20 protein-coding genes are annotated in these 19,887 nt (G+C 44.0%); 12 read left to right on the top strand and 8 right to left on the bottom strand.

Translation table 11 applies throughout. From position 1 onward, the window contains the following. Positions 1–28 precede the first annotated feature (28 nt). Positions 29–229 (top strand): hypothetical protein, encoded by a 201-nt coding sequence (locus HXY43_RS04135; protein WP_290880373.1) that lies wholly within the window; start codon positions 29–31, stop codon positions 227–229. A 181-nt stretch (positions 230–410) separates the two neighbouring features. On the opposite strand, the gene glnA is transcribed toward HXY43_RS04135, so the two are convergent. Further along, the gene (glnA, locus tag HXY43_RS04130) at positions 411–1,826 is read right to left on the bottom strand and encodes a type I glutamate--ammonia ligase (protein WP_290880370.1); all 1,416 of its coding nucleotides are present in this window, start codon (positions 1,824–1,826) and stop codon (positions 411–413) included. Positions 1,827–2,180: 354 nt separating this feature from the next. Between glnA and apcB the strand changes: the two genes are divergently transcribed. From apcB to HXY43_RS04115, 3 genes are all read left to right on the top strand, one after another. Then, complete coding sequence (gene apcB / locus HXY43_RS04125; protein ID WP_290880368.1) at positions 2,181–2,690, top strand: allophycocyanin subunit beta; 510 nt, start codon at positions 2,181–2,183, stop codon at positions 2,688–2,690. 175 nt (positions 2,691–2,865) lie between these two features. Beyond that, the gene (locus tag HXY43_RS04120; protein ID WP_290880365.1) at positions 2,866–3,702 is read left to right on the top strand and encodes a TlyA family RNA methyltransferase; all 837 of its coding nucleotides are present in this window, start codon (positions 2,866–2,868) and stop codon (positions 3,700–3,702) included. A gap of 92 nt (positions 3,703–3,794) precedes the next feature. Continuing rightward, a complete protein-coding gene (locus HXY43_RS04115; protein ID WP_290880363.1) occupies positions 3,795–4,010 on the top strand; it encodes a hypothetical protein in 216 nt (71 codons plus the stop codon). Positions 4,011–4,026: 16 nt separating this feature from the next. Here HXY43_RS04115 and HXY43_RS04110 read toward each other — a convergent pair whose 3' ends face one another. Next, positions 4,027–5,409, bottom strand: coding sequence for a GTP-binding protein (locus tag HXY43_RS04110; protein WP_290880360.1), 1,383 nt, complete (start codon positions 5,407–5,409; stop codon positions 4,027–4,029). Between the two features lie 160 nt (positions 5,410–5,569). Between HXY43_RS04110 and HXY43_RS04105 the strand changes: the two genes are divergently transcribed. Next, positions 5,570–5,740, top strand: a complete 171-nt coding sequence (locus HXY43_RS04105) for a hypothetical protein (RefSeq protein ID WP_290880357.1) — start codon at positions 5,570–5,572, stop codon at positions 5,738–5,740. Between the two features lie 224 nt (positions 5,741–5,964). Here HXY43_RS04105 and HXY43_RS04100 read toward each other — a convergent pair whose 3' ends face one another. Next, entirely contained in the window at positions 5,965–7,251 is a 1,287-nt protein-coding gene (locus HXY43_RS04100; protein ID WP_026732398.1) for a DNA cytosine methyltransferase, read from the bottom strand. A 323-nt stretch (positions 7,252–7,574) separates the two neighbouring features. Here HXY43_RS04100 and HXY43_RS04095 point away from each other — a divergent pair, with 323 nt between their 5' ends. Then, complete coding sequence (locus tag HXY43_RS04095; RefSeq protein WP_290880354.1) at positions 7,575–8,147, top strand: HD domain-containing protein; 573 nt, start codon at positions 7,575–7,577, stop codon at positions 8,145–8,147. A 109-nt stretch (positions 8,148–8,256) separates the two neighbouring features. Here the strand turns inward: HXY43_RS04095 and HXY43_RS04090 are convergent, their stop codons facing one another. Further along, complete coding sequence (locus HXY43_RS04090) at positions 8,257–9,273, bottom strand: ribose-phosphate pyrophosphokinase (protein WP_290880352.1); 1,017 nt, start codon at positions 9,271–9,273, stop codon at positions 8,257–8,259. 493 nt (positions 9,274–9,766) lie between these two features. Between HXY43_RS04090 and HXY43_RS04085 the strand changes: the two genes are divergently transcribed. The 5 genes from HXY43_RS04085 to HXY43_RS04065 all read left to right on the top strand — a co-directional run bounded on the left by HXY43_RS04085 (position 9,767) and on the right by HXY43_RS04065 (position 14,296). Next, positions 9,767–9,964 (top strand): hypothetical protein, encoded by a 198-nt coding sequence (locus HXY43_RS04085; protein ID WP_290880351.1) that lies wholly within the window; start codon positions 9,767–9,769, stop codon positions 9,962–9,964. A 59-nt stretch (positions 9,965–10,023) separates the two neighbouring features. After that, the gene (locus HXY43_RS04080) at positions 10,024–11,826 is read left to right on the top strand and encodes a serine/threonine-protein kinase (protein ID WP_290880346.1); all 1,803 of its coding nucleotides are present in this window, start codon (positions 10,024–10,026) and stop codon (positions 11,824–11,826) included. A 245-nt stretch (positions 11,827–12,071) separates the two neighbouring features. Further along, positions 12,072–12,761, top strand: a complete 690-nt coding sequence (bioD, locus tag HXY43_RS04075; protein ID WP_290880341.1) for a dethiobiotin synthase — start codon at positions 12,072–12,074, stop codon at positions 12,759–12,761. A gap of 47 nt (positions 12,762–12,808) precedes the next feature. Then, complete coding sequence (locus HXY43_RS04070; RefSeq protein WP_290880338.1) at positions 12,809–14,041, top strand: M20 family metallopeptidase; 1,233 nt, start codon at positions 12,809–12,811, stop codon at positions 14,039–14,041. A 66-nt stretch (positions 14,042–14,107) separates the two neighbouring features. Further along, positions 14,108–14,296 carry a hypothetical protein gene (locus HXY43_RS04065; RefSeq protein WP_290880335.1) on the top strand — a complete coding sequence of 63 codons (189 nt, stop codon included), beginning with the start codon at positions 14,108–14,110 and terminating at the stop codon, positions 14,294–14,296. A 350-nt stretch (positions 14,297–14,646) separates the two neighbouring features. On the opposite strand, the gene ilvN is transcribed toward HXY43_RS04065, so the two are convergent. The 4 genes from ilvN to HXY43_RS04045 all read right to left on the bottom strand — a co-directional run bounded on the left by ilvN (position 14,647) and on the right by HXY43_RS04045 (position 18,435). Next, positions 14,647–15,165, bottom strand: coding sequence for an acetolactate synthase small subunit (ilvN, locus tag HXY43_RS04060; protein WP_026732404.1), 519 nt, complete (start codon positions 15,163–15,165; stop codon positions 14,647–14,649). Positions 15,166–15,285: 120 nt separating this feature from the next. Next, positions 15,286–15,885: a molybdenum cofactor guanylyltransferase gene (locus HXY43_RS04055; RefSeq protein ID WP_290880329.1), complete on the bottom strand. Its 600-nt coding sequence runs from the start codon at positions 15,883–15,885 to the stop codon at positions 15,286–15,288. A 112-nt stretch (positions 15,886–15,997) separates the two neighbouring features. Beyond that, positions 15,998–18,109 (bottom strand): thioredoxin domain-containing protein, encoded by a 2,112-nt coding sequence (locus HXY43_RS04050; RefSeq protein WP_290880326.1) that lies wholly within the window; start codon positions 18,107–18,109, stop codon positions 15,998–16,000. Positions 18,110–18,279: 170 nt separating this feature from the next. Next, positions 18,280–18,435 carry a hypothetical protein gene (locus HXY43_RS04045; RefSeq protein ID WP_290880324.1) on the bottom strand — a complete coding sequence of 52 codons (156 nt, stop codon included), beginning with the start codon at positions 18,433–18,435 and terminating at the stop codon, positions 18,280–18,282. 288 nt (positions 18,436–18,723) lie between these two features. On the opposite strand from HXY43_RS04045, the gene clpP reads away from it, so the two are divergent. Continuing rightward, complete coding sequence (clpP, locus tag HXY43_RS04040; protein ID WP_290880322.1) at positions 18,724–19,329, top strand: ATP-dependent Clp endopeptidase proteolytic subunit ClpP; 606 nt, start codon at positions 18,724–18,726, stop codon at positions 19,327–19,329. Positions 19,330–19,887: the final 558 nt, after the last annotated feature.

Below are 19,887 nucleotides of genomic sequence, written 5' to 3'. Positions count from 1 at the left end.
TAAATAAAACAAGAGAGAGGACTCTGGTATGTCTACCCAAGACAAAGCTCGTGCCTTAATGATGCGTCATTATCAGCTAATCAAGAATCGTCAGCAATCGATGCTGGAACGTGCAGGAGAAGAACTAGGTCTTCCTGGAGAAATGTCTCACTACTGGAATCCAACTCAAGGGAAAATAGACCCCAACGCTCGAATTACTTATGACCGCAGCAATGCTGCGATGAGCTAAATAGTTGGTGGTTGGTAGTTGGTAGTTGCTAGGTGGTAGTTACAAACAACTACCAACAAACAACCAGCAAAAAAGCCACCCAGCTTGGGTGGCTAAATTTATGCTCTCAAATAGCTATTTGTTAGTTGTTGACAACGAACTACTATCTACTAACTATTAACTACTAACCAATTTCTTAAAATTAGCAATCGTAGTAGAGAGAAAATTCGTAGGGATGAGGACGCAAGCGCATGGGGTTGACTTCGTTATCCAGCTTGTAAGAAATCCAAGTTTCAATGAAGTCTTCAGTAAACACGCCTGGTTCAGTTAAGAAAGCATGATCCTTTTCTAGTGCTTCCAATGCCAATTCCAAAGAACCGGGAGTGGAAGGAACCTTAGCCAGTTCTTCTGGAGAGAGTTCATAGATGTTTTTATCTAGAGGTTCACCAGGATGAATTTTGTTCTTAATGCCATCCAAACCAGCACACAGCATCGCAGCAAATGCTAGGTAGGGGTTAGAAGTAGCATCAGGACAACGGAACTCTAAACGCTTGGCTTTGGGGTTAGTACCAGACAGAGGAATACGAATAGAAGCAGAACGATTACCTTGGGAGTAAGCCAAGTTCACAGGTGCTTCATAACCAGGTACAAGACGCTTGTAAGAGTTAGTGGTGGGGTTGGTAATTGCCAAAAGTGCGGGTGCGTGCCTGAGGATACCACCAATGTAGTACAATGCTATTTCACTCAACCCAGCGTATTTGTCGCCTGCAAACAGGGGTTGACCGTCTTTCCAGATAGATTGGTGGGTGTGCATCCCCGAACCATTGTCCTGGAAGACAGGCTTGGGCATGAAGGTGACAGATTTGCCGTATTTCTTAGCGACGTTCTTGATGATGTACTTGTAAGTCATCAGCCAGTCCGCTGCTTCGATTAACTTACCAAAACGGAAGCCCAATTCGCACTGACCACCAGTTGCAACTTCGTGGTGGTGCTTTTCAATTGGAACTCCGCATTTTGCCATTGTCAACAGCATTTCTGTCCGCATGTCTTGCAGGGTATCTGTGGGTGAAACAGGGAAGTAACCCTCTTTGTAGCGCGGTTTGTAACCTAGATTGGGGCTTTCTTGTTTACCGGAATTCCAACGACCTTCTACAGAGTCTACGTGGTAGTAGCCTTCGTAGGAGTTTTGATCAAAGCGAACATCGTCAAAGATGAAGAATTCAGCTTCGGGACCAAAAAAGGCTGTATCGCCAATTCCAGAAGAAACTAGATTGTCTACCGCTTTTTGAGCAATTACGCGAGGACAACGGCTGTACCATTCACCCGTACGCGGTTCTTTGATGCTACAGATGATGCTAAGAGTTGGTTCCTGCATGAAAGGGTCGATCCAGGCAGTGTTTGGATCGAGTACCATTGCCATGTCTGATTCGTTGATGGCTTTCCAACCCCGAATACTGGAACCATCGAAAGGTACGCCGTCTGTGAAACTGCTTTCATCGATTTGCTCGTGAAATACTGTCAGGTGCTGCCAAATTCCTGGCATATCGATGAATTTCAGATCGATCATCTGAATATTGTTGTCCCGAATCATCTTCAGGACGTCTTGTGGGGTTGTCATGGTTACTCCTTCTCTGCCGACATCTTAAGTACAGTAAACCACAATGTTAATGCACGCTGACCCTACTAGTTTGAACCTAAATCTTAAAGACACCTGGAATATCCTAAAGAGATAAAACAGGCAAAATTTGTAGTTTTTGTTACAGAATGTCAAGATTACAGGTTATATTTACCTTTCCTAAACATGTGTACAAAACTTGATAGTTCATCTGTTGGGGGCAACTTTGGCATAGAATCCTTAAGTAGCGCATAGATTGCTTTTGTGCCGGAGCTTCTTTATATTTCAGTGGCACAAAAAGTAGCAGCAGTCAAATTAATATCAAACCATAGATAGTAACGATTGGGAGATAAAGGAATGCGGGATGCAGTCACAAGTTTAATTAAGAATTATGACGTTGCTGGACGGTATTTTGACCGCAATGCGATCGACAGCCTCAAGTCCTATTTTGAAAGTGGAACGGCACGAGTGCAAGCCGCAGGTGCTATTAATGCAAATGCAGCGGCAATCGTCAAGCAGGCTGGCTCTAAATTATTTGAAGAACTGCCAGAGTTGATTCGCCCTGGTGGCAATGCCTACACGACTCGTCGCTATGCGGCTTGTTTGCGCGATATGGACTACTATCTGCGTTATGCTACCTATGCCATCGTTGCTGGTAGCATGGATGTGCTAGATGAGCGGGTTTTGCAAGGTCTGCGGGAAACCTATAATTCTCTAGGGGTTCCTATTGGCCCTACTGTTCGCGGTATCCAAATTATGAAAGACCTTGTGAAAGAACAAGTAGCAGCGGCTGGTGTTACTAATACTAGCTTTTTGGATGAGCCGTTTGACTATATGACCAGTGAATTGAGCGAGAAGGATATTTAGTAATTCAACAAAGGCAGGCATACTGCCTGCTCTAGTTGGTCTAAGATAGATCAAGCCTCCTGAGGTTGGAGCTTTGTCAGCGCACTCTGATGGGATGTTGTGTTAGCGAAGTTCAAGCCTGGGAGGTTAGTTTTTTTGATGAAACACAAGGAACGCAAAGGGCACAAAAAGAAGATTGGCTAAGCAAAGATTGGATGTTTTATTGGTAGAAAAGAATTTATGTTCTTCAAGACAACAGGCGCAGCGGCTGATTCAAGCGGGTGAAGTGACTGTTGATGGTAAGCTGATTGACAAGCCGGGGATGGAGGTTGAGTTAACCGCTGAGATTAAGGTTAAAGAGCGATCGCGTTTTGTTTCGCGCGGTGGAGAGAAACTTGCTAAGGCGCTACAAGAGTTTGCTATTGCTCCAGAAGGGCGGATTTGCTTAGATGGTGGTATTTCTACAGGCGGTTTTACTGATTGTCTCCTGCAAGCTGGGGCAAAGCTAGTTTATGGCGTAGATGTTGGTTACGGACAAGTTGACTGGAAGTTACGTAACGACCCAAGGGTGATTTTGAAGGAACGCACGAATTTACGGTATCTTACACCAGATGAACTCTATGGTACATCCCCCTTGTCTTCACAAGGGGAGGGTTACGCTGACTTAGCAGTGGTGGATGTTTCGTTTATTTCGTTAACTAAAATTTTGCCTGCTTTGTGGCGGTTAACTCAACCTCCTCGTGAGGCGGTGTTGCTGGTGAAACCTCAGTTTGAAGTGGGGAAAAATCGTGTAGGCAAAAAAGGAGTTGTACGCGATCCAAAAGACCATGCTGAGGCAATTATTCAGGTGTTGCAAGCTGCTCTAGAGTTAGGATGGAAGTACAAAGGTTTAACTTGGTCGCCTGTTACTGGCCCAGCCGGGAATATTGAGTATCTTTTGTGGCTGGGAATGGATAATGAGATAGCACCGCCAGATTTAGAGGCTATTCAGCAAATGACGAAATCAGCAGCAGCTGACTTTAGAGAAAATTAATTATTGAATCTATCCAAAGAAAGAAGTGATTGATTCATAAATTTTAGAAATTATATAAAAAAGTTAACACACACCTAGTTACTGATTTAAAAATGTTTTCTAAAGAGAAAGAGGAATTTTTTCATACAGAGCTAGTCAAGTATGGCGTAGATTACCAAAGAGCGGCTAAAGTCGCGAAGATTTTAGCTTCTGAAAAACCAGATGAGCTTTTAAGCGATAATGAGAAACAACTTGCTGAAGAAGTTTGTAAAGAGTGGTTAAGACAACATCAGCGCTTAACCTCGATTTTTAGACAGTATAAGCGTTAAAGGGAACTGAAGTAAGTCATTCATCCACCATACCCAAGTTTCGTCCTAACTCTTGGCGTAAACGATACAAAATCGTATTTGGTTCCACTTCAGCAAGAATTTCTGCAATGACAGTGCTAGCGCCTAATTGTCCCCAAGAGCAGCCTTTTTCGAGGTATACTTGGGCAGCTTTGCCAACAGCAAAGGCTCCGTAGCCAGCGATACCAGCTTGAGCGATCGCACTGCCTGCATAAGCAGTAATATGGCTGGGATTGTCACCGGCAGCAACAGCAGCCGTACTTTTACTTAACCCTAACAGTAAACTGCTACCTAATTCTCCCAGTAGCAAGCCACCAGAACTCAGTAAAATCGTTTTCAAAAGCTTTGTAGCTTCGTAACCAGTCATCGGCAAACCATACAACCGCGCCAGGGAACGAATTAACGCCAAGTCCGCTACAGTTCCGCCGATGATATCTAAAAAGGCGATGGGATTGAGTGCTACAGCCACAGCTTTATATCTAGTAAATTGCCAAATCAAATCTTCGGCTTCTTGTTGGCGTACGTCGATGGTTTTGGAAGCGATCGCCTCTTCTGCTTCTCTTGCTTGAATGAGTGCGTTTAAAGCAATAAGCGATCGCCCTTCACGGTTGAGAATTTTGAGAATAGTTTGTTTGAGTTCGTCTACTTGTGGCGGTGGAGTCTCCCATTCGTAAGTCACATTTCCATCAGGCCATTCCACACGCACTTCCATAGGTGCGGGTTCCGCTGCGATCGTGACAATTTCATCAGGCTGTAAGGGTTTAGCTTGAACATTGCCTGTACCCAACTGTTGCAAATTTTTATAAATCTTTTCTCGGTCTGTATCTGGATACAAATCTATTTTGTTAAACACGAGAATCAGCGGTTTTTGTGCCTGCCGCAATTCGCACAAAGCCTGGTATTCAGTACGAGTAATATCACCAGCAACTACAAACAAAATCAAATCAGCTTGACGCGCAACTTCCCGCGCCATCTGCGATCGCACTTCTCCAGCAATTTCATCTAATCCTGGCGTATCAATTAACTCCACCTGCACCTTGTCACCAACATTCCAGCGTACGGAACGAGGATACTGAGTCACGCCATGAAGCGGGCCAGTTTGCAAAATCTTTTGTCCTAGCAAAGCATTCAACACCGCCGACTTACCACGACTAACCAAACCAAAGGCGGCAATTTTAATCACGTTATAGTCTAGTTTGTTGAGAGTGGCAGTCAAAGCCTCCAATTCTGGCTTTACCAAACCCGCTAATTGTGAGTTTGATGATACTTGTCCGGGTTTGCGGATATTGCCATACCAAGATAGCGCTTGTCTGAGACTAGCACGAGCGCGATTTAGGTGAGTTTCTTGCAGGTTCTTTGTCACTGGCTGAGGTTGAGTCAAGGCTTAGAAAGCAAACAACTATCCAACAGAAGGCATAGAAGTTTGTAATTGAACATTCCCTTATGTGAGAGAAGACAAACACAAAATCACATTAGGGTCAATATCTATTCTTACTTATGAATATGGAAACACTAAGCTAAGGCTGGCAATTGGATTAGGTATGACTAATAGTAAAACTAAACGATTGGCTGCGGCTGATAGTCTTGACACCTCATTCCAGCAACTGCTAAGTTTACAGCAACAAGTGGGTGACTTTCACAAGATTCAAGACAAACAACAGTTAACGTTTGATTTTAAGGGCGATCGCCAATTTGTCAAAGTCACTCCCTAAGTACAGCTTTGCGTAAAATTGTAGTGTTTTTAAATGCAAAGAGGCGCACAGACAGCGCAAAGAGAAGTTGGTAGACGCGATAGCGACTTCTCAGAGGGCTTCGCGTTCGCCGTAAGGCGTTCCCGTAGGGTAGGGTTCAAAGCTTCGGTGGGAACGCAGAGTTGTTTCTAACGAATTAATGAAATACTGTACTACTAATGACTAATGACTAATGACTAATTAGCTTATCTTTTTCTTGGCTGTATGACATCTACAGACACACCATAACGCCGAGCAGCTTGAGACATATTTAGTTTTAATAAACTTTCATCTCCTAAATGCATCTTTTTTTGTGGTTTGATTGGAACTACTCCCAAAGCGCGGATGATTTCAACTGCAATTGCCTTAGCAAGTAAGGGAGGTACTGAGTTTCCCACTTGTCGGAAACCATGCCACTTGGTGACATGAAATCGAAACCAATCGGGGTAAGAATGCAGTCGTGCTGCTTCTCGGACGGTGATACATCGTGGACTAGAAGGATGAATGGGGCGAGGAGAGGTGAAAGCCCCCCGGTTCCTGGCTGTTCCAGCTCTGAGGGTGTTACAGATACCATTTTTGTCCAGTTTATGAAAGCGACTAATAGGTTCTGCTTTACCAGGTATAGTCACCTGAAATCTCAGCATCGATTCTGTACTGTGTCGAGTACGAATGCTTGAGGTCAAGATTCTGGAATCAAATTGCCTTTCGTAGCGGTAGTTATCTCGATCAAAATCTAATCCACGCAGTTTTCTGCTATATTTGCTGGCTTTACCATATTCTGCTACTACCCAGTCTCTATCAAGCAATTCTGGGTATATGTCTACTTCCGGTAAGTCACCAATGGCATCCCAAACAGTGGGAGTATCTGGTAAATCAGCCTTGATGACAAGATATTGCGATTTTTTAGATTTTGCTGGTTTAGTGTTCGCTACCGGATATTTAGGTAGAGGCAAACCTTGACGACATCCCAACAGAAATAATCTAGCTCTGTGTTGGGGTACTCCGTAATTGGCAGCATTGAGAACTTGGTAATCTGCTTCTACTTCATAACCAGATGCTCTAAACTCTTCAATGATTTCTAAAAGAAATTGGCGATGCTTCCCAATAGTTAGTCCTGGTACATTCTCAAACACAAAGTATTTGGGTTGTAGCTCTAAGACTAACCGTAAAAAGTGATACACAAGCCCATTGCGGGGGTCATCAAAGGCGCGTTTGCCAATAATCGAGAATCCTTGGCAAGGGGAACCGCCAAAGACAACGTCAATTTCTTGGTTGCCAATAGCTGAACGGTTTCTAATTTCCTCGCCTGTCACATCTTCAACACTTTTGCACAATATAGACCAAAAAGGGAAATTGAACTCATAGGTAGCACAATGAATTGGGTCTAACTCAACAGCAGCCAGTACATCAAACCCAGCTTGTTCAAAGCCAAGGCTCATGCCACCAGCACCCGCGAATAAGTCAACACCTATAGGTCTTTGTTTGTTATCCATCCGATCTTCTCAAACTATACCGCAGGCGGCGATTTGCTCGATTACCGTTGGTGTGGTTTAACCAGTTCAGCTTACCCACAAGTTATTTTGAAGCAATCCGGGTATTTTAAATTTTTGGCAAATATGAATTTTTTCCAATCCGGCTACAGATCTATTAGATTAAAGCTAAAGCTGCGAATAGGGAATAAGAATAGGTTTCGTTATTACTAGAAGTTACGCGTTGACACGTTTAAAGGTTTTGACCTATTGTAATCAAACATTTATTCAACGATCGTAAAAAAATTTTAGCAACCCTTACTTGTGTCAGTAAGTCTACTTTCACAATGCTCTCAGAACGTTTTACAGAAGCCCTTACCTACGCCACACAACTCCATGCGAAACAAGTTCGCAAAGGTTCAGGAGTTCCTTACATTGCTCATTTGTTGGGTGTCGCTAGTATTGCCTTAGAATACGGTGCGGATGAAGATGAAGCGATCGCCGCTTTGTTACACGATGCCATTGAGGATCAGGGCGGTGCTGCAACACGTGAAGAAATTCGCCATCGCTTTGGAGATCGTGTGACTGCAATTGTTGATGGTTGCACCGATGCCGATACTACACCGAAGCCACCGTGGCGAGAACGTAAACAAGTATACATTGCTCACCTTGCTACTGCTTCACCTTCCGTGCTGCTTGTGAGTGCTGCTGATAAACTCCACAATGCGCAATCAATCACAAAAGATTATCGCCTTTTGGGCGAATCACTTTGGCAACGCTTTCAAGGAGGCAAAGAGGGTACGCTTTGGTATTATCGGGCGTTAGTAACTGCTTTTTGCCAAATAGGATCTCATCCGCTCTTTGAAGAACTAGAACGGGTTGTTTCAGAACTGGAAGATTTGACTTCTGGAGATTCTTAATTAGGCAAGAGAAAGCACCCTGAAAATATACAAAGAAATTAGTTAGCGCAGGCAGGAATAGCCTGCGGCATTGTGCAAAATCGTAGCAGTGATGACAGTATTTTCTGGGTTAGCGGAACATACTACTTACTGAACTATCTTCATGAATCCGCCAGATTGTTTCGCCTAGCAGATTAGCCACCGAGAGAACCACTAGTTGCGAGAAGCGATCGCTCTCTTTGACAGGAATTGTATTGGTGACAATCACTTCCTCAAAAATACCACTTGACAACCGCTCGATCGCAGGAGGAGAAAACACCGCATGAGTGGCACAGGCATATACCTCACGTGCTCCTTCCTCGCGCAGTAGCTTTGCTCCCTCTGCGATCGTGCCGCCAGTATCAATCATGTCATCTACTAGCACTGCCGTTTTCCCTTTCACATCACCGATGACATTCAATACCTCGGCGACATTATGAGCCTGACGACGTTTATCAATAATCGCTAAGGGGGCATCATTCAGTTTTTTCGCAAATGCCCTAGCTCGTGCTACACCACCTACATCTGGGGATACAACTACAATATCTTCGAGCTGTTTGCTGATCAAATAATCCAGTATTACTGGGGAGCCGTAAACGTGATCTAGGGGAATATCAAAATATCCCTGTATCTGGGCTGAATGTAAATCCATTGCCAAAATGCGGCTAGCACCTGCTTGGGTAATTAGGTTAGCAACCAGCTTGGCAGTTATTGATTCCCGTCCTGCTGTTTTTCGGTCAGCACGGGCATAACCATAATAAGGAATTACTGCTGTTACCTGTCGGGCTGAAGCTCGACGACAGGCATCAATCATAATTAGTAATTCCATCAAATTGTCGTTCACAGGATGACAAGAGGGCTGGATTAAATAAACATCACAGCCCCGAATTGATTCCTGTATTTGAACATAAAGTTCTCCGTCCGCAAATCGTTTACGAATCATAGGTCCCAAGTCCATGCCCAGATAACGAGCTACTTCTTGAGACAGGGGTACATTAGCAGAGCCAGAGAATAGCCGCAGGCGATGGTTTTCAGCTATTCCTGTTGCAGTTGGCGGCAATTTGAAAGTAGCAGTACTCAGCACAGCTGATCCTCGATGTGCATTCATGGCAATCTTATCATCAGATATTTAGATTATTTAAGAGCAATAGTCCGAAAAAACATCTGTGAGTTTTGTTGAAGCTTTCATAAAAACTTGAAACATACCTCCATGAAACTACAAATTCCTAGTTTTTTAGTTCTTGCGATCAATACGCTCTTGCCAGCTTAACTGACGTTCAACTCATGAACTACACTCGTAATTGAGATTTTTTGGCTTGAGGTGAAAATCCCAAGTCTCAGTATATTTACTCGATAAAGTACTGACCTATACCCATATAATTTCTAAGCTGAGAACAAACTATTCTAGTTTACTAGTGAAAGTAAAAACACTTATGAATGAATTAATAATGGACAGCTAAATTATTTTATGATACTAGCTGCAAATTAAAACATTAGCAGACTTGTTTGATATTTTGCCATTACCCAATATTGTCAAAAATTCCCGGAAGGAAGAGGGCAAAGGGCATCGGGCAAGGGGCAAAGATAATGGTTAAATCCCAATGCCCAATGCCCAATTCCCTATGCCCAATTCCCTATTGATGTACGCAGTTCATGATGGACTACATAAAAAAACTGACTTCTTCACCTTTTTTACTACTTTGTATTGGAGATGGAGTGTGAAAATAGAGTACGGGCAAGTCCGTAAAGACTTTCTTTTATACATATTGGCACGGCAGTTGCCTAGACGCCGTTGCTAGATATGATTTTTTGTGGGTGAGTTTCTCCGAGTAGTGCTGTTATACTCTATCAATTGAAAATGCAACCACCAATTTCAGCTGGTACTGTTCTGCAAAACCGTTATCGAATCATTCAAATTCTTGGTCAGGGGGGATTTGGTAGAACCTATCTGGCAGAGGATCAAAGACGCTTTAACGAACTTTGTGCCATCAAAGAATTAATCCCCAATACAACTGACCTTGCCACTTGGCAAAAAGCACAAGAGCTTTTCCTGCGAGAAGCAAATGTTTTGTATCAAATACAACATCCACAAGTGCCGCAGTTCCGGGAAAGATTTGAACAAGACCAGCGGTTATTTTTGGTACAAGACTACGTTGCCGGGAAAACATATCGTGCTTTGCTGGATGAACGTAAGGCTGTTGGTGGTGCATTCATAGAACAAGAAGTATCGCAATTAATACACTCTCTGTTACCAGTATTAGAACACATTCATAGTCGAGGCATTATTCATCGAGATATTTCACCGGATAACATTATTTTGCGTGACATCGATGCCAAGCCAGTGTTAATTGACTTTGGGGTAGTAAAAGAACTGGTAACACGATTGAAAGCTGCTAATCCGACAGTAACAGGAACTTATGTAGGAAAATTAGGTTATTCCCCCAGCGAACAAATACAAACGGGGCAAGCTTACCCCAGTAGTGATTTATATGCACTGGCAGTCACAGCAATAGTTTTATTAACTGGTAGAGAACCTCGGGAACTATTTGATGACAATCACCTAACCTGGAAGTGGCAACGTTGGGTAAAAGTGAATCCGCAATTTGCTCAGATTTTAAATCGAATGTTGAGTCCTAGACCAAGCGATCGCTTCCAAAGTGCAACAGAAGTAGCACAAGCACTGGAATCTCTGGAACAGGCAATACCAACAGTTCCCCCAGCCACACTACCACCCACTGCTCAGAAATCTAACGCCCAAACAGTTCCCGCCGATCGCCGTCCTGAACAAGTTGCGTTACCTGCACCAGAGAGATCCAATCGCACAATTCCAGAACCTGCTGCTGGTGGGTCAGTATTAGATAACCCATTGGCGATCGGGTTAATGACTGTTGGTGTGATTAGCTTGGCAGGATTTAGTTCTTGGGCACTAGTGCGTACTCTTCGCGGTACACCACAACCAACTGAAATACCAACGCAAACTTTTCCTTCTCCTGTGTATACACCCACAGAAACTCCTACGATTACACCCACAATTACTCCTACTCAAACACCTACAGTTACTCCTACCACACAGAAGCCTTCAGTCACGATCAAGCGCCTCAATTTTGAGACATCTGACAGGATCAAAGTTGAGGATACTATTGATGCAAATGAAATCATCCGTTACACTTTCAGAGGTGAAAAAGGGCAAAATTTAACTGCGCTGCTAGCACAAGAAAGTGGTGTTTTGTTAACAGTTTTAGCTCCCAATGGCGAACCAATTAACAATACTGCTAAGGATGTCACCTTTTATCAAGGAACCTTACCCGTTAATGGTAGGTATGCGATCGAATTAAACCCAACTCCAGAAATTGCTGAAAGCGATTATAGTCTGAGTATCAGATTAGAAAGCCCTGTCAGACCCACACCCACAGAAACTCCCACAGAAACTCCTACTCAAACTCCTACAGAAACTCCTACAGAAACTCCCACAGAAACTCCTACAGAAACTCCCACAGAAACTCCCACAGAAACTCCTACAGAAACTCCCACAGAAACTCCCACAGAAACTCCTACTCAAACTCCTACAGAAACACTCATTCAAACCCCTACTACAACACCCATAGAAACACCTACCCAACCAACAATAGAAGCACCGCTGACATATCCCTCAGAACAATAAATCAAGGTTCGTAAGATAGCTTTGAATAGGCGTGCGAACAATGTATTAAATTGGTTAGTAGTTAGTAGTTAGTAGTTAGTAGTTTTTTGTTTGTTTCAAACAACCGCCAACCACTAACCACCAACCAGTAACCACCAACCACAAACAACCAACAACAAACAACGAACAAGCACCAACGATCCACCAACCACCAACCACTAACCACTAACCACTAACCACCAACCACTAACCACCAACCACTACTATTGAACGCACTACTAATTACTGCAACAGACACAGAATCTGGCAAAACTCTTTTAACAACAGCATTAGCAGCCTATTGGCAAAAATATTGTTCTGCTCGTAGCTTGGGTATTATGAAACCCATACAATCAGGAGTAGGCGATCGCGAGTGGTACCAACAGCTGTTTACCCTAGAACAATCAGCCGAGGAAATCACACCATTGTATTTTCAAGCACCTTTAGCACCTCCCATCGCCGCAGCGCAGGAAAATCGCCGCGTAGATTTAGCTGTAGTCTGGCAGGCTTTTACAGCATTGTGTCAGCGTCGAGATTTTGTTCTGGTAGAAGCCTTGGGCGGATTGGGTTCACCCGTAACTGATGAATTGACGGTAGCCGATTTAGCAGGTGATTGGTGCTTGCCCACTGTGTTAGTAGTACCAGTCAGATTGGGTGCGATCGCTCAAGCGGTGGCGAATGTGGCATTAGCGAGACAAGCGCGAATAAATTTGGTGGGAATTGTTCTTAATTGTGTCCAACCCCGAACAGACGAGGAAATAGCCAACTGGACACCAGCAGATTTAATTCAATCCTTGACAAATATCCCGATTCTAGGCTGCCTCCCCTATTTGGAAAATCCAGCAGAGTTAGACAAACTTGCACAAGTAGCGTCAAACTTAGATTTAGAATGCTTGCTACCTTTTGCGAAAGTTTGAACAGTAAAAATGAAGATACCCAACCACTAATTTAAAAACTGTGAACAATGGTTTCAACATTTCCAAACTCTGCTGCTGCTGACTTATCTCGCGTTCGCCTCTCGATTCGTTCATTGCAAGCGCAACTTGTGGAGTGGCGGCGACGACTGCATCAAAAACCTGAACTGGGTTTTCAAGAACAACTCACCGCTGAGTTTGTCTCTTTGAAGTTGCAGGAATGGGGAATTGAGCATCAAACTGGCATCGCCAAGACTGGTATAGTCGCTGTGATTCACGGCAATCAACAGCTAAAAGCATCCAATCTAAAATCGAAAGTGCTGGCGATTCGGGCCGATATGGATGCTTTACCCATCCAAGAACAGAATGAAGTAATCTATCGTTCCCAGCACGATGGCGTTATGCATGCTTGCGGCCATGATGGACATACTGCGATCGCTCTTGGTACAGCCTATTATCTCCAACAGCATCGCCAAGACTTTGCTGGTACTGTGAAAATTATCTTTCAACCAGCCGAAGAAGGCCCTGGGGGTGCAAAGCCGATGATTGAAGAGGGGGTGCTGAAAAACCCTGATGTAGACGCAATTATCGGTTTACACCTGTGGAATAATTTGCCCTTGGGAACGGTGGGTGTGCGTGCAGGTGCCTTAATGGCTGCTGTGGAATCTTTCAACTGCACCATTTTTGGCAAAGGCGGACACGGTGCCATGCCCCATCAAACCGTTGATTCTGTGGTGGTTGCTGCCCAAATTGTCAACGCCCTGCAAACCATTGTTGCTCGCAATGTCAATCCGATTGATTCGGCGGTGGTGACAGTGGGCGAACTCCATGCAGGCACTAAGCGCAACGTGATTGCAGATACAGCGAGAATGAGTGGTACTGTTAGGTATTTTAATCCCGGTTTGAGAGGCTTTTTCTCACAGCGCATCGAACAGATTATTGCTGGAGTTTGCCAAAGTCATGGTGCTACTTATGACTTCAAACAGTGGGAACTTTACCCAGCCACAATCAATAATGGGGAAATGGCAGAACTAGTGCGATCGGTTGCGGAAGAAGTCGTAGAAACGCCCTTAGGTATTGTGCCAGAATGCCAAACTATGGGGGGTGAAGATATGTCCTACTTCCTGCAAGAGGTACCTGGCTGCTATTTTTTCTTGGGTTCTGCGAACCCAGCGAAGAACTTGGCCTATCCCCACCATCATCCCCGGTTCGATTTTGATGAAACAGCGTTGGCGATGGGTGTAGAAATGTTTGTTCGGTGTGTGGAGAAATTTTTTAGTTGATACAGTTGGTGGGTATAAATAAATGTTCTATTATCTTGGGCAGTTACGTTTATTGGCATTGCTGATTTGAAGAGACGCGAAATTTCGCGTCTCTATAAAGGTTTCAGAATCACACCAAATCATTTTCATACATGGATTCAGCAACGCCCGTTTATTTATACCTATTCCCTATTTGAAGCTTTGAGCGAATCTGCATCAGCGATCGCCTCTGGTGGTGTGGCTATTGCTTTGATTAATGCTGATTTTGACTTTTGACTTTACCAAAGGATGGTGCTAGGTATCGGAAAGCTAGAACCCTCAAGGCTTCGTGGGAAATAGCTTATTCGTAAATCTTCAAAAATTTCTGTAAGTTTTATATATTACAGTTTACAAGTCTGGACGCGAGAGAAGAATCACAAACCCACCACCCGCCACCAACCCCTAACCTCTCTCTAACCACAACAACAACACCGCAAACTACCGAATAACCACAGGGGAGATGTCCCTTGGGGGTATTTAAGGAAAAGTTTAGATCAAATACCCAGCTATCATTCTTACGCCAGCCTACGCGATCGCCTAAACGACACAAAGAAGTTAGCTTGGTATGTCTATCATTAAGTCTGCTATTAAACCTTTGCTTCCAAAGATTTTAGCAACTCTGTATTTACCCCTGACTCACGAGTCAGAGCAATTTTACCAGTACGAGCTATTTCTCTCAGACCAAATTTTTGCAGTACCTGCACGATCGCCACCATCTTACCGGGATCGCCGACAACTTCTAGGGTAAGAGAATCTTCCGCTACGTCTACCACTCGCGCCCGGAAAATTTGCGCTATCTCGACTATTTCTGAACGGGTGGTGCTAGTCGCATTCACCTTCAGCAGCATCAATTCGCGTTCTACACAAGGAATTTCGGTAATGTCCTGTACTTTCAGGACATTAATAAGCTTGTATAGTTGCTTGGTGAGTTGCTCAATGACGCGATCGTCACCTGGTACAACCATCGTGATGCGGGAAATTCCTGACTGTTCTGCTGGGCCAACAGCAAGGCTTTCAATATTAAAGCCACGACGGGCAAATAAACCAGAAATGCGGGACAGAACACCCGCTTCATCTTCTACTAGTACTGAAAGGGTATGTTTCATCTTCGCCGACAGAGGCTAGGGGAGCGTTTTATTAATACTAGATTGCAAGTCTGAATTTTTATTTTAAACTTAAATCCTGCACTCAGCGAAACTATTCAACCAATGGCGGCAGTTCCTACTTCACCCTAGGAGGTTGGGGTTATTCAAATTCAAGAGCATTTCGGGATCGGGCAAAGATAATACTTGCACGGAATACAGCTTCAACCACTGCTGAAACGATCGCCCTCCCTGCTCGATATACTTATTTAATCCTGGTAAACAGCGACGGCGATAGAAACCACACAAGGGTTCCCATCTATTATTTCTATAAACTAGAGCTGCGATCGCTTCTTCGGGTACTTGCTCAAGTCCAGCTACCCATTCCTGCAACACCTCAACCCGCAACCTGGGCAAGTCGCAAGCTAACAGCAGCACCCAATCGGTTTCTACTTGCGCTAATCCTTGGGCAAACCCCACCAGTGGCCCGTGTGTTTTTGGCTCATTGCCAGTTTCTCCAGGTAAAGGCAATTCCTGGATAAACTGGCTTTTGGGCGGTAGCAAGTGTTGATACCGTTCCTGCCAAGGAGTAACTACGTAAACTTTGTCAGCACAAGTCTCAGCAATCTGACAGATTCGTTGCAAAAGAGGGACATCTTGAATGGGAATCAAGGCTTTATCCCTGCCCATACGCGTACTCTTACCGCCTGCTAAGACGATGGCAGTTAATTGGTTATTAGTCATTGGTCAAGAGTCAATAGTCAAGAGTCAATGGTTAGTAGTTAGTGGTTAGTAGTTAGTGGTTGCTAACTATGCCCAATGCCCACTCTCCCACTCCGCCACTCCCCATCTTCTGTTATCCCCTCGTCTGGCTTTGCCGCACTTGCTGCAACATCTGCTCTACACTTTCAGCTGCTGGCAGACATTTCAAACCTTGGCAGACTAAGCCAACACTACCTTCTGGTAATTTTGATGCTACTGCAAACACAGTACTCGGTAAATACTGGGAGTTTAGCGAGTATATTTGCTCGGTTGTGGTGCGAATCAAAGTACAGTTGCTATACCAATCTAAGGCTGCAAACAAACTCGGACACGCTTGAGCAGCACGACTCATCACAGAGCGAAATGCTTTTAAGCCTTGCTCGGCTAAATCCAAATAATGCAGATTATCCGTGAGCAGAGCCAGCCGCACAAGATTGGCAATTGCTACTCCATTCGCAGACGGTGTGGCATTATCTGCATAACTGCGCTCTCGCACGATTAAATCTTGACTTGCGACACTAGGTGTATTAAAATACCCTCCTAATTCTACACTCCAAAGGTATTCGTCAAATTCTTCTTGGAGAGCGATCGCACGTTCCAACCAAAAAGAGGGGGAGTACTGAGTAACAGAAAACTCATTCCCGATTAAGGGCGAAGCTTGGTGCAAATCCAAGAGCGCTTTAATAAAAAAGGCGTAGTCTTCAGATTGGGCTAGTACGGTTGGTTGATTTTCATAATTGAGTCGGTGGAAACGCCCATTCACAAACTGATTATTCAGGATGAAATTCGCTGCTGTTGTTGCTAGTTCCAAATCAGAAGATTGTCGAAAAACAGCGTACGCCCTTGCTAAACCAGAAATCATCAAGCTATTCCAGGCGACGATCATTTTGGTATCTGTGACTGAGGGAATGCGACCTGGCCAGTTGCTTGTTTTTGCTTCTTGGTTGTTACGAGCAGGGGGGAAAGTTGTTAGTGATTCAGGAGTTGTACCGTAACGTGCAACAAACAATTTTTTCAGTGCTGTTTCTATCGTTTCGCTGAGTTCACCAGCTTGACGCCTTTGCAACACATTCTTACCTTCAAAGTTACCGTTAGCGGTGACTGTAAACGTTTGTTGCAATTCCGTTAGTTCTTCGGGAGTCAGCAGTTGTTCTAGTTCGCTGTAATTCCAGACGTAAAATGCTCCTTCTTCAGGTTCTGCTTCCTCAGTAGTTGTGAAACTATCGGCATCTTGAGCCGCATAGAAATAACCTTCCGGCGCGGTCATTTCTCTTTTTAGCCATTCTACAGTACCAGCGATCGCTCTTTTGAAAGCTGGCTCCTGCACGCCTGCACTCCAAAGATTCGCCAGATACTCGACAATTTGACCATTGTCGTAGAGCATCTTTTCAAAATGCGGTACTGTCCAGGTGGGGTCAACGGTATAGCGGTGAAAGCCTCCCCCGACATGGTCATAAATACCACCTAATGCTAGGTCTAGCCCCCGTTGAGTACAAATTTCCTTAGCATCATATTTTGATTCGCGTTCCCAGGTAGAACCAGGCAACGACAATCGCGTTCCCCGCAAAGCTAATTCTGCGTAGGGAATCATTGGGAAACTATTACCGTATTGATTGGGAGTAACGATCCCGGTGCTGGTTTCCCAGCCTTGCCGTAATAACTCCCGATCTTGAGCTTGTGTTTCACCTTCTAATTTCAATACCGCAGAGGTGAGAAGCGACTCTAAAATTACTGCTTTGCGATCGCGCAAGTCTTGTTTTTCTGTATCGTAGTAACGGCGAATTGCTTGTAAAACTTGTAAAAAACCAGGACGACCGTAGCGTGGTTCAACTGGGAAGTAAGTACCGGCGTAAAACGGTACTAAATCATCTGGAGACAGAAAAGCGTTTAAAGGCCAACCTCCCTGACCGCTCATCATCTGTAAAGCTTGCATGTAAATGCTGTCGAGGTCAGGTCTTTCTTCCCTATCTACTTTAATTGGGATAAAATTAGCATTCATGTACTCGGCAATAGCCGGATCGGAAAACGCCTCTCCTTCCATGACAGTACACCAGTGGCAACTGGAGTAGCCAATCGAGAGAAAGATAGGTTTATTTTGTGCCTTTGCGGTTGCGAGTGCTTCATCGCACCAAGGCCACCAATCAATAGGATTTTCGGCGTGTTTCCGGAGGTAGAGACTCTTTGCTTCAGCAAGGCGATTAGTCATGATTAGACACAGGTATTTGCCTTTTTTTGAGTCTACCTCTAAAAATTTTAAATTTCAGATTTGATAGTGTTTAGTAAAAATTTGTTCCGTGTTGATTGTCAGCGATCAATGGGAGCGAACAACAATTAACAACCTAAAAGTAAAAATTTAATAATATTTGGTGAAAATTTTTACTCTAGAGAACGCAACAGCGAACTCGCCAATGGTGTTGATCCCTTCCCAGCAGGAGGTACTGATTTGGTACCGATCGCAGTATTTGTGTTGAGTCCTGCGATCAGATGCAGCAAGAAAGTGATGATAGCAGCTTGTACAAATTTTTCCAGCATGGCAGTTTCCTCTCTTTAGATAGATGTTTTTTACAGTTAGGATGGACTGATTCTGGATGCACCTCAGTACTATTGATTTTCCCTATAAGGTAGATATATCCGGATTTTTCTCAGTAAAAATGTTGAATTTTTTACAAAACTATGAAAAAAACCTACCAGCAAGCAGCTAACTGGATAAGGTGAACACTACTTGCTAAATAAGACTACAAAGTAGTTCACCTGGTTTCGGAAAAACAATCAGCCGTTGTAATCGATAAAATATATGTACATTAACTACAAGCTGGCTGCATGATTCCTATCGTTATTGAACAATCAGGTCGTGGCGAACGTGCCTTTGACATCTACTCACGGCTGTTGCGTGAGCGTATTATCTTTTTGGGACAACAGATTGATGACAACGTAGCTAACTTGATTGTTGCCCAACTGCTGTTTTTAGATGCCGAAGACCCAGAGAAAGACATATATATGTACATCAATTCTCCTGGCGGTTCTGTTTATGCAGGATTGGGCATTTTTGATACGATGAAGCACATCCGCCCGGATGTCTGTACCATCTGTACCGGACTGGCAGCGAGTATGGGTGCTTTCCTCCTCAGTGCGGGTGCTAAGGGCAAACGGATGAGTCTTCCCCATTCTCGGATTATGATTCACCAACCTCTGGGCGGCGCTCGGGGACAAGCAACTGATATTGAAATTCAAGCCCGCGAAATACTCTATCTGAAGCAGCAGCTAAATCAGTATTTAGCTGAACATACCGATCAGCCCTTGGAAAAAATTGCCGTCGATACCGACAGGGACTTCTTTATGTCGCCTGAAGAAGCCAAAGATTACGGCTTAATTGACCAAGTTATTGACCGTCATGCTGCCGGTAGCCGTCCGATGGCAGTAGTGTAGTCAATATTCAATCGGTCAAAGGGAGGCAGCGCAGTCTTGGGGAGTCTCCCCGCAGGGTGCGACTGCCGTTCAATAGTTACAATTGGCTATTGATTATTGACTTTAACTAGTCTTGAACCATCAAGATGCACCTAAAAGCTTTTGAGGCTTCTGCTGGGATTCCAGATAACTAGAACATCCCAGCAATTTCTTTTCAGCAAGTAAATTGCGAGATAGCCAAATTCATTTTTTATAGATACCGCCACCTTTACTTTACTGTGAAGTCTACGGCTTGCTTTTGTATTAGTTTTACTTATTATATATTAGACCAGTTCAAGATTCCATAGTCTAAGTTACACTTTTTGAAGTGGGCTGTGGTAAGAGGAGATGGGGAGAGTGGGAGAGTGGGAGAGTGGGCATTGGGCATTGGGCATAGTTAGCAACCACTAACTACTAACTACTAGCCCTTTCAAGGTGGGTGAAAAATATGCTTTCATTACCTGATTTTTCCTGATTCGACTTGGTGTCTTAGTGTCTTGGTGGTTAAATAAAATTTATTTTTTCACCACAAAGACACCA

The organism is Fischerella sp. (genome assembly GCF_013388695.1).
GTDB lineage: Bacteria > Cyanobacteriota > Cyanobacteriia > Cyanobacteriales > Nostocaceae > PCC9605.
This window is presented reverse-complemented; position numbering and strand designations above follow the sequence as displayed.

Coding starts and splice junctions, on each gene's coding strand:
- HXY43_RS04135 (WP_290880373.1), top strand. CDS start 29: ATGTCTACCCAAGACAAAGCTCGTGCCTTAATGATGCGTCATTATCAG.
- glnA (WP_290880370.1), bottom strand. CDS start 1,826: ATGACAACCCCACAAGACGTCCTGAAGATGATTCGGGACAACAATATT.
- apcB (WP_290880368.1), top strand. CDS start 2,181: ATGCGGGATGCAGTCACAAGTTTAATTAAGAATTATGACGTTGCTGGA.
- HXY43_RS04115 (WP_290880363.1), top strand. CDS start 3,795: ATGTTTTCTAAAGAGAAAGAGGAATTTTTTCATACAGAGCTAGTCAAG.
- HXY43_RS04105 (WP_290880357.1), top strand. CDS start 5,570: ATGACTAATAGTAAAACTAAACGATTGGCTGCGGCTGATAGTCTTGAC.
- HXY43_RS04100 (WP_026732398.1), bottom strand. CDS start 7,251: ATGGATAACAAACAAAGACCTATAGGTGTTGACTTATTCGCGGGTGCT.
- HXY43_RS04095 (WP_290880354.1), top strand. CDS start 7,575: ATGCTCTCAGAACGTTTTACAGAAGCCCTTACCTACGCCACACAACTC.
- HXY43_RS04090 (WP_290880352.1), bottom strand. CDS start 9,273: ATGAATGCACATCGAGGATCAGCTGTGCTGAGTACTGCTACTTTCAAA.
- HXY43_RS04085 (WP_290880351.1), top strand. CDS start 9,767: ATGCCCAATGCCCAATTCCCTATGCCCAATTCCCTATTGATGTACGCA.
- HXY43_RS04080 (WP_290880346.1), top strand. CDS start 10,024: ATGCAACCACCAATTTCAGCTGGTACTGTTCTGCAAAACCGTTATCGA.
- HXY43_RS04070 (WP_290880338.1), top strand. CDS start 12,809: ATGGTTTCAACATTTCCAAACTCTGCTGCTGCTGACTTATCTCGCGTT.
- ilvN (WP_026732404.1), bottom strand. CDS start 15,165: ATGAAACATACCCTTTCAGTACTAGTAGAAGATGAAGCGGGTGTTCTG.
- HXY43_RS04055 (WP_290880329.1), bottom strand. CDS start 15,885: ATGACTAATAACCAATTAACTGCCATCGTCTTAGCAGGCGGTAAGAGT.
- HXY43_RS04050 (WP_290880326.1), bottom strand. CDS start 18,109: ATGACTAATCGCCTTGCTGAAGCAAAGAGTCTCTACCTCCGGAAACAC.
- HXY43_RS04045 (WP_290880324.1), bottom strand. CDS start 18,435: ATGCTGGAAAAATTTGTACAAGCTGCTATCATCACTTTCTTGCTGCAT.
- clpP (WP_290880322.1), top strand. CDS start 18,724: ATGATTCCTATCGTTATTGAACAATCAGGTCGTGGCGAACGTGCCTTT.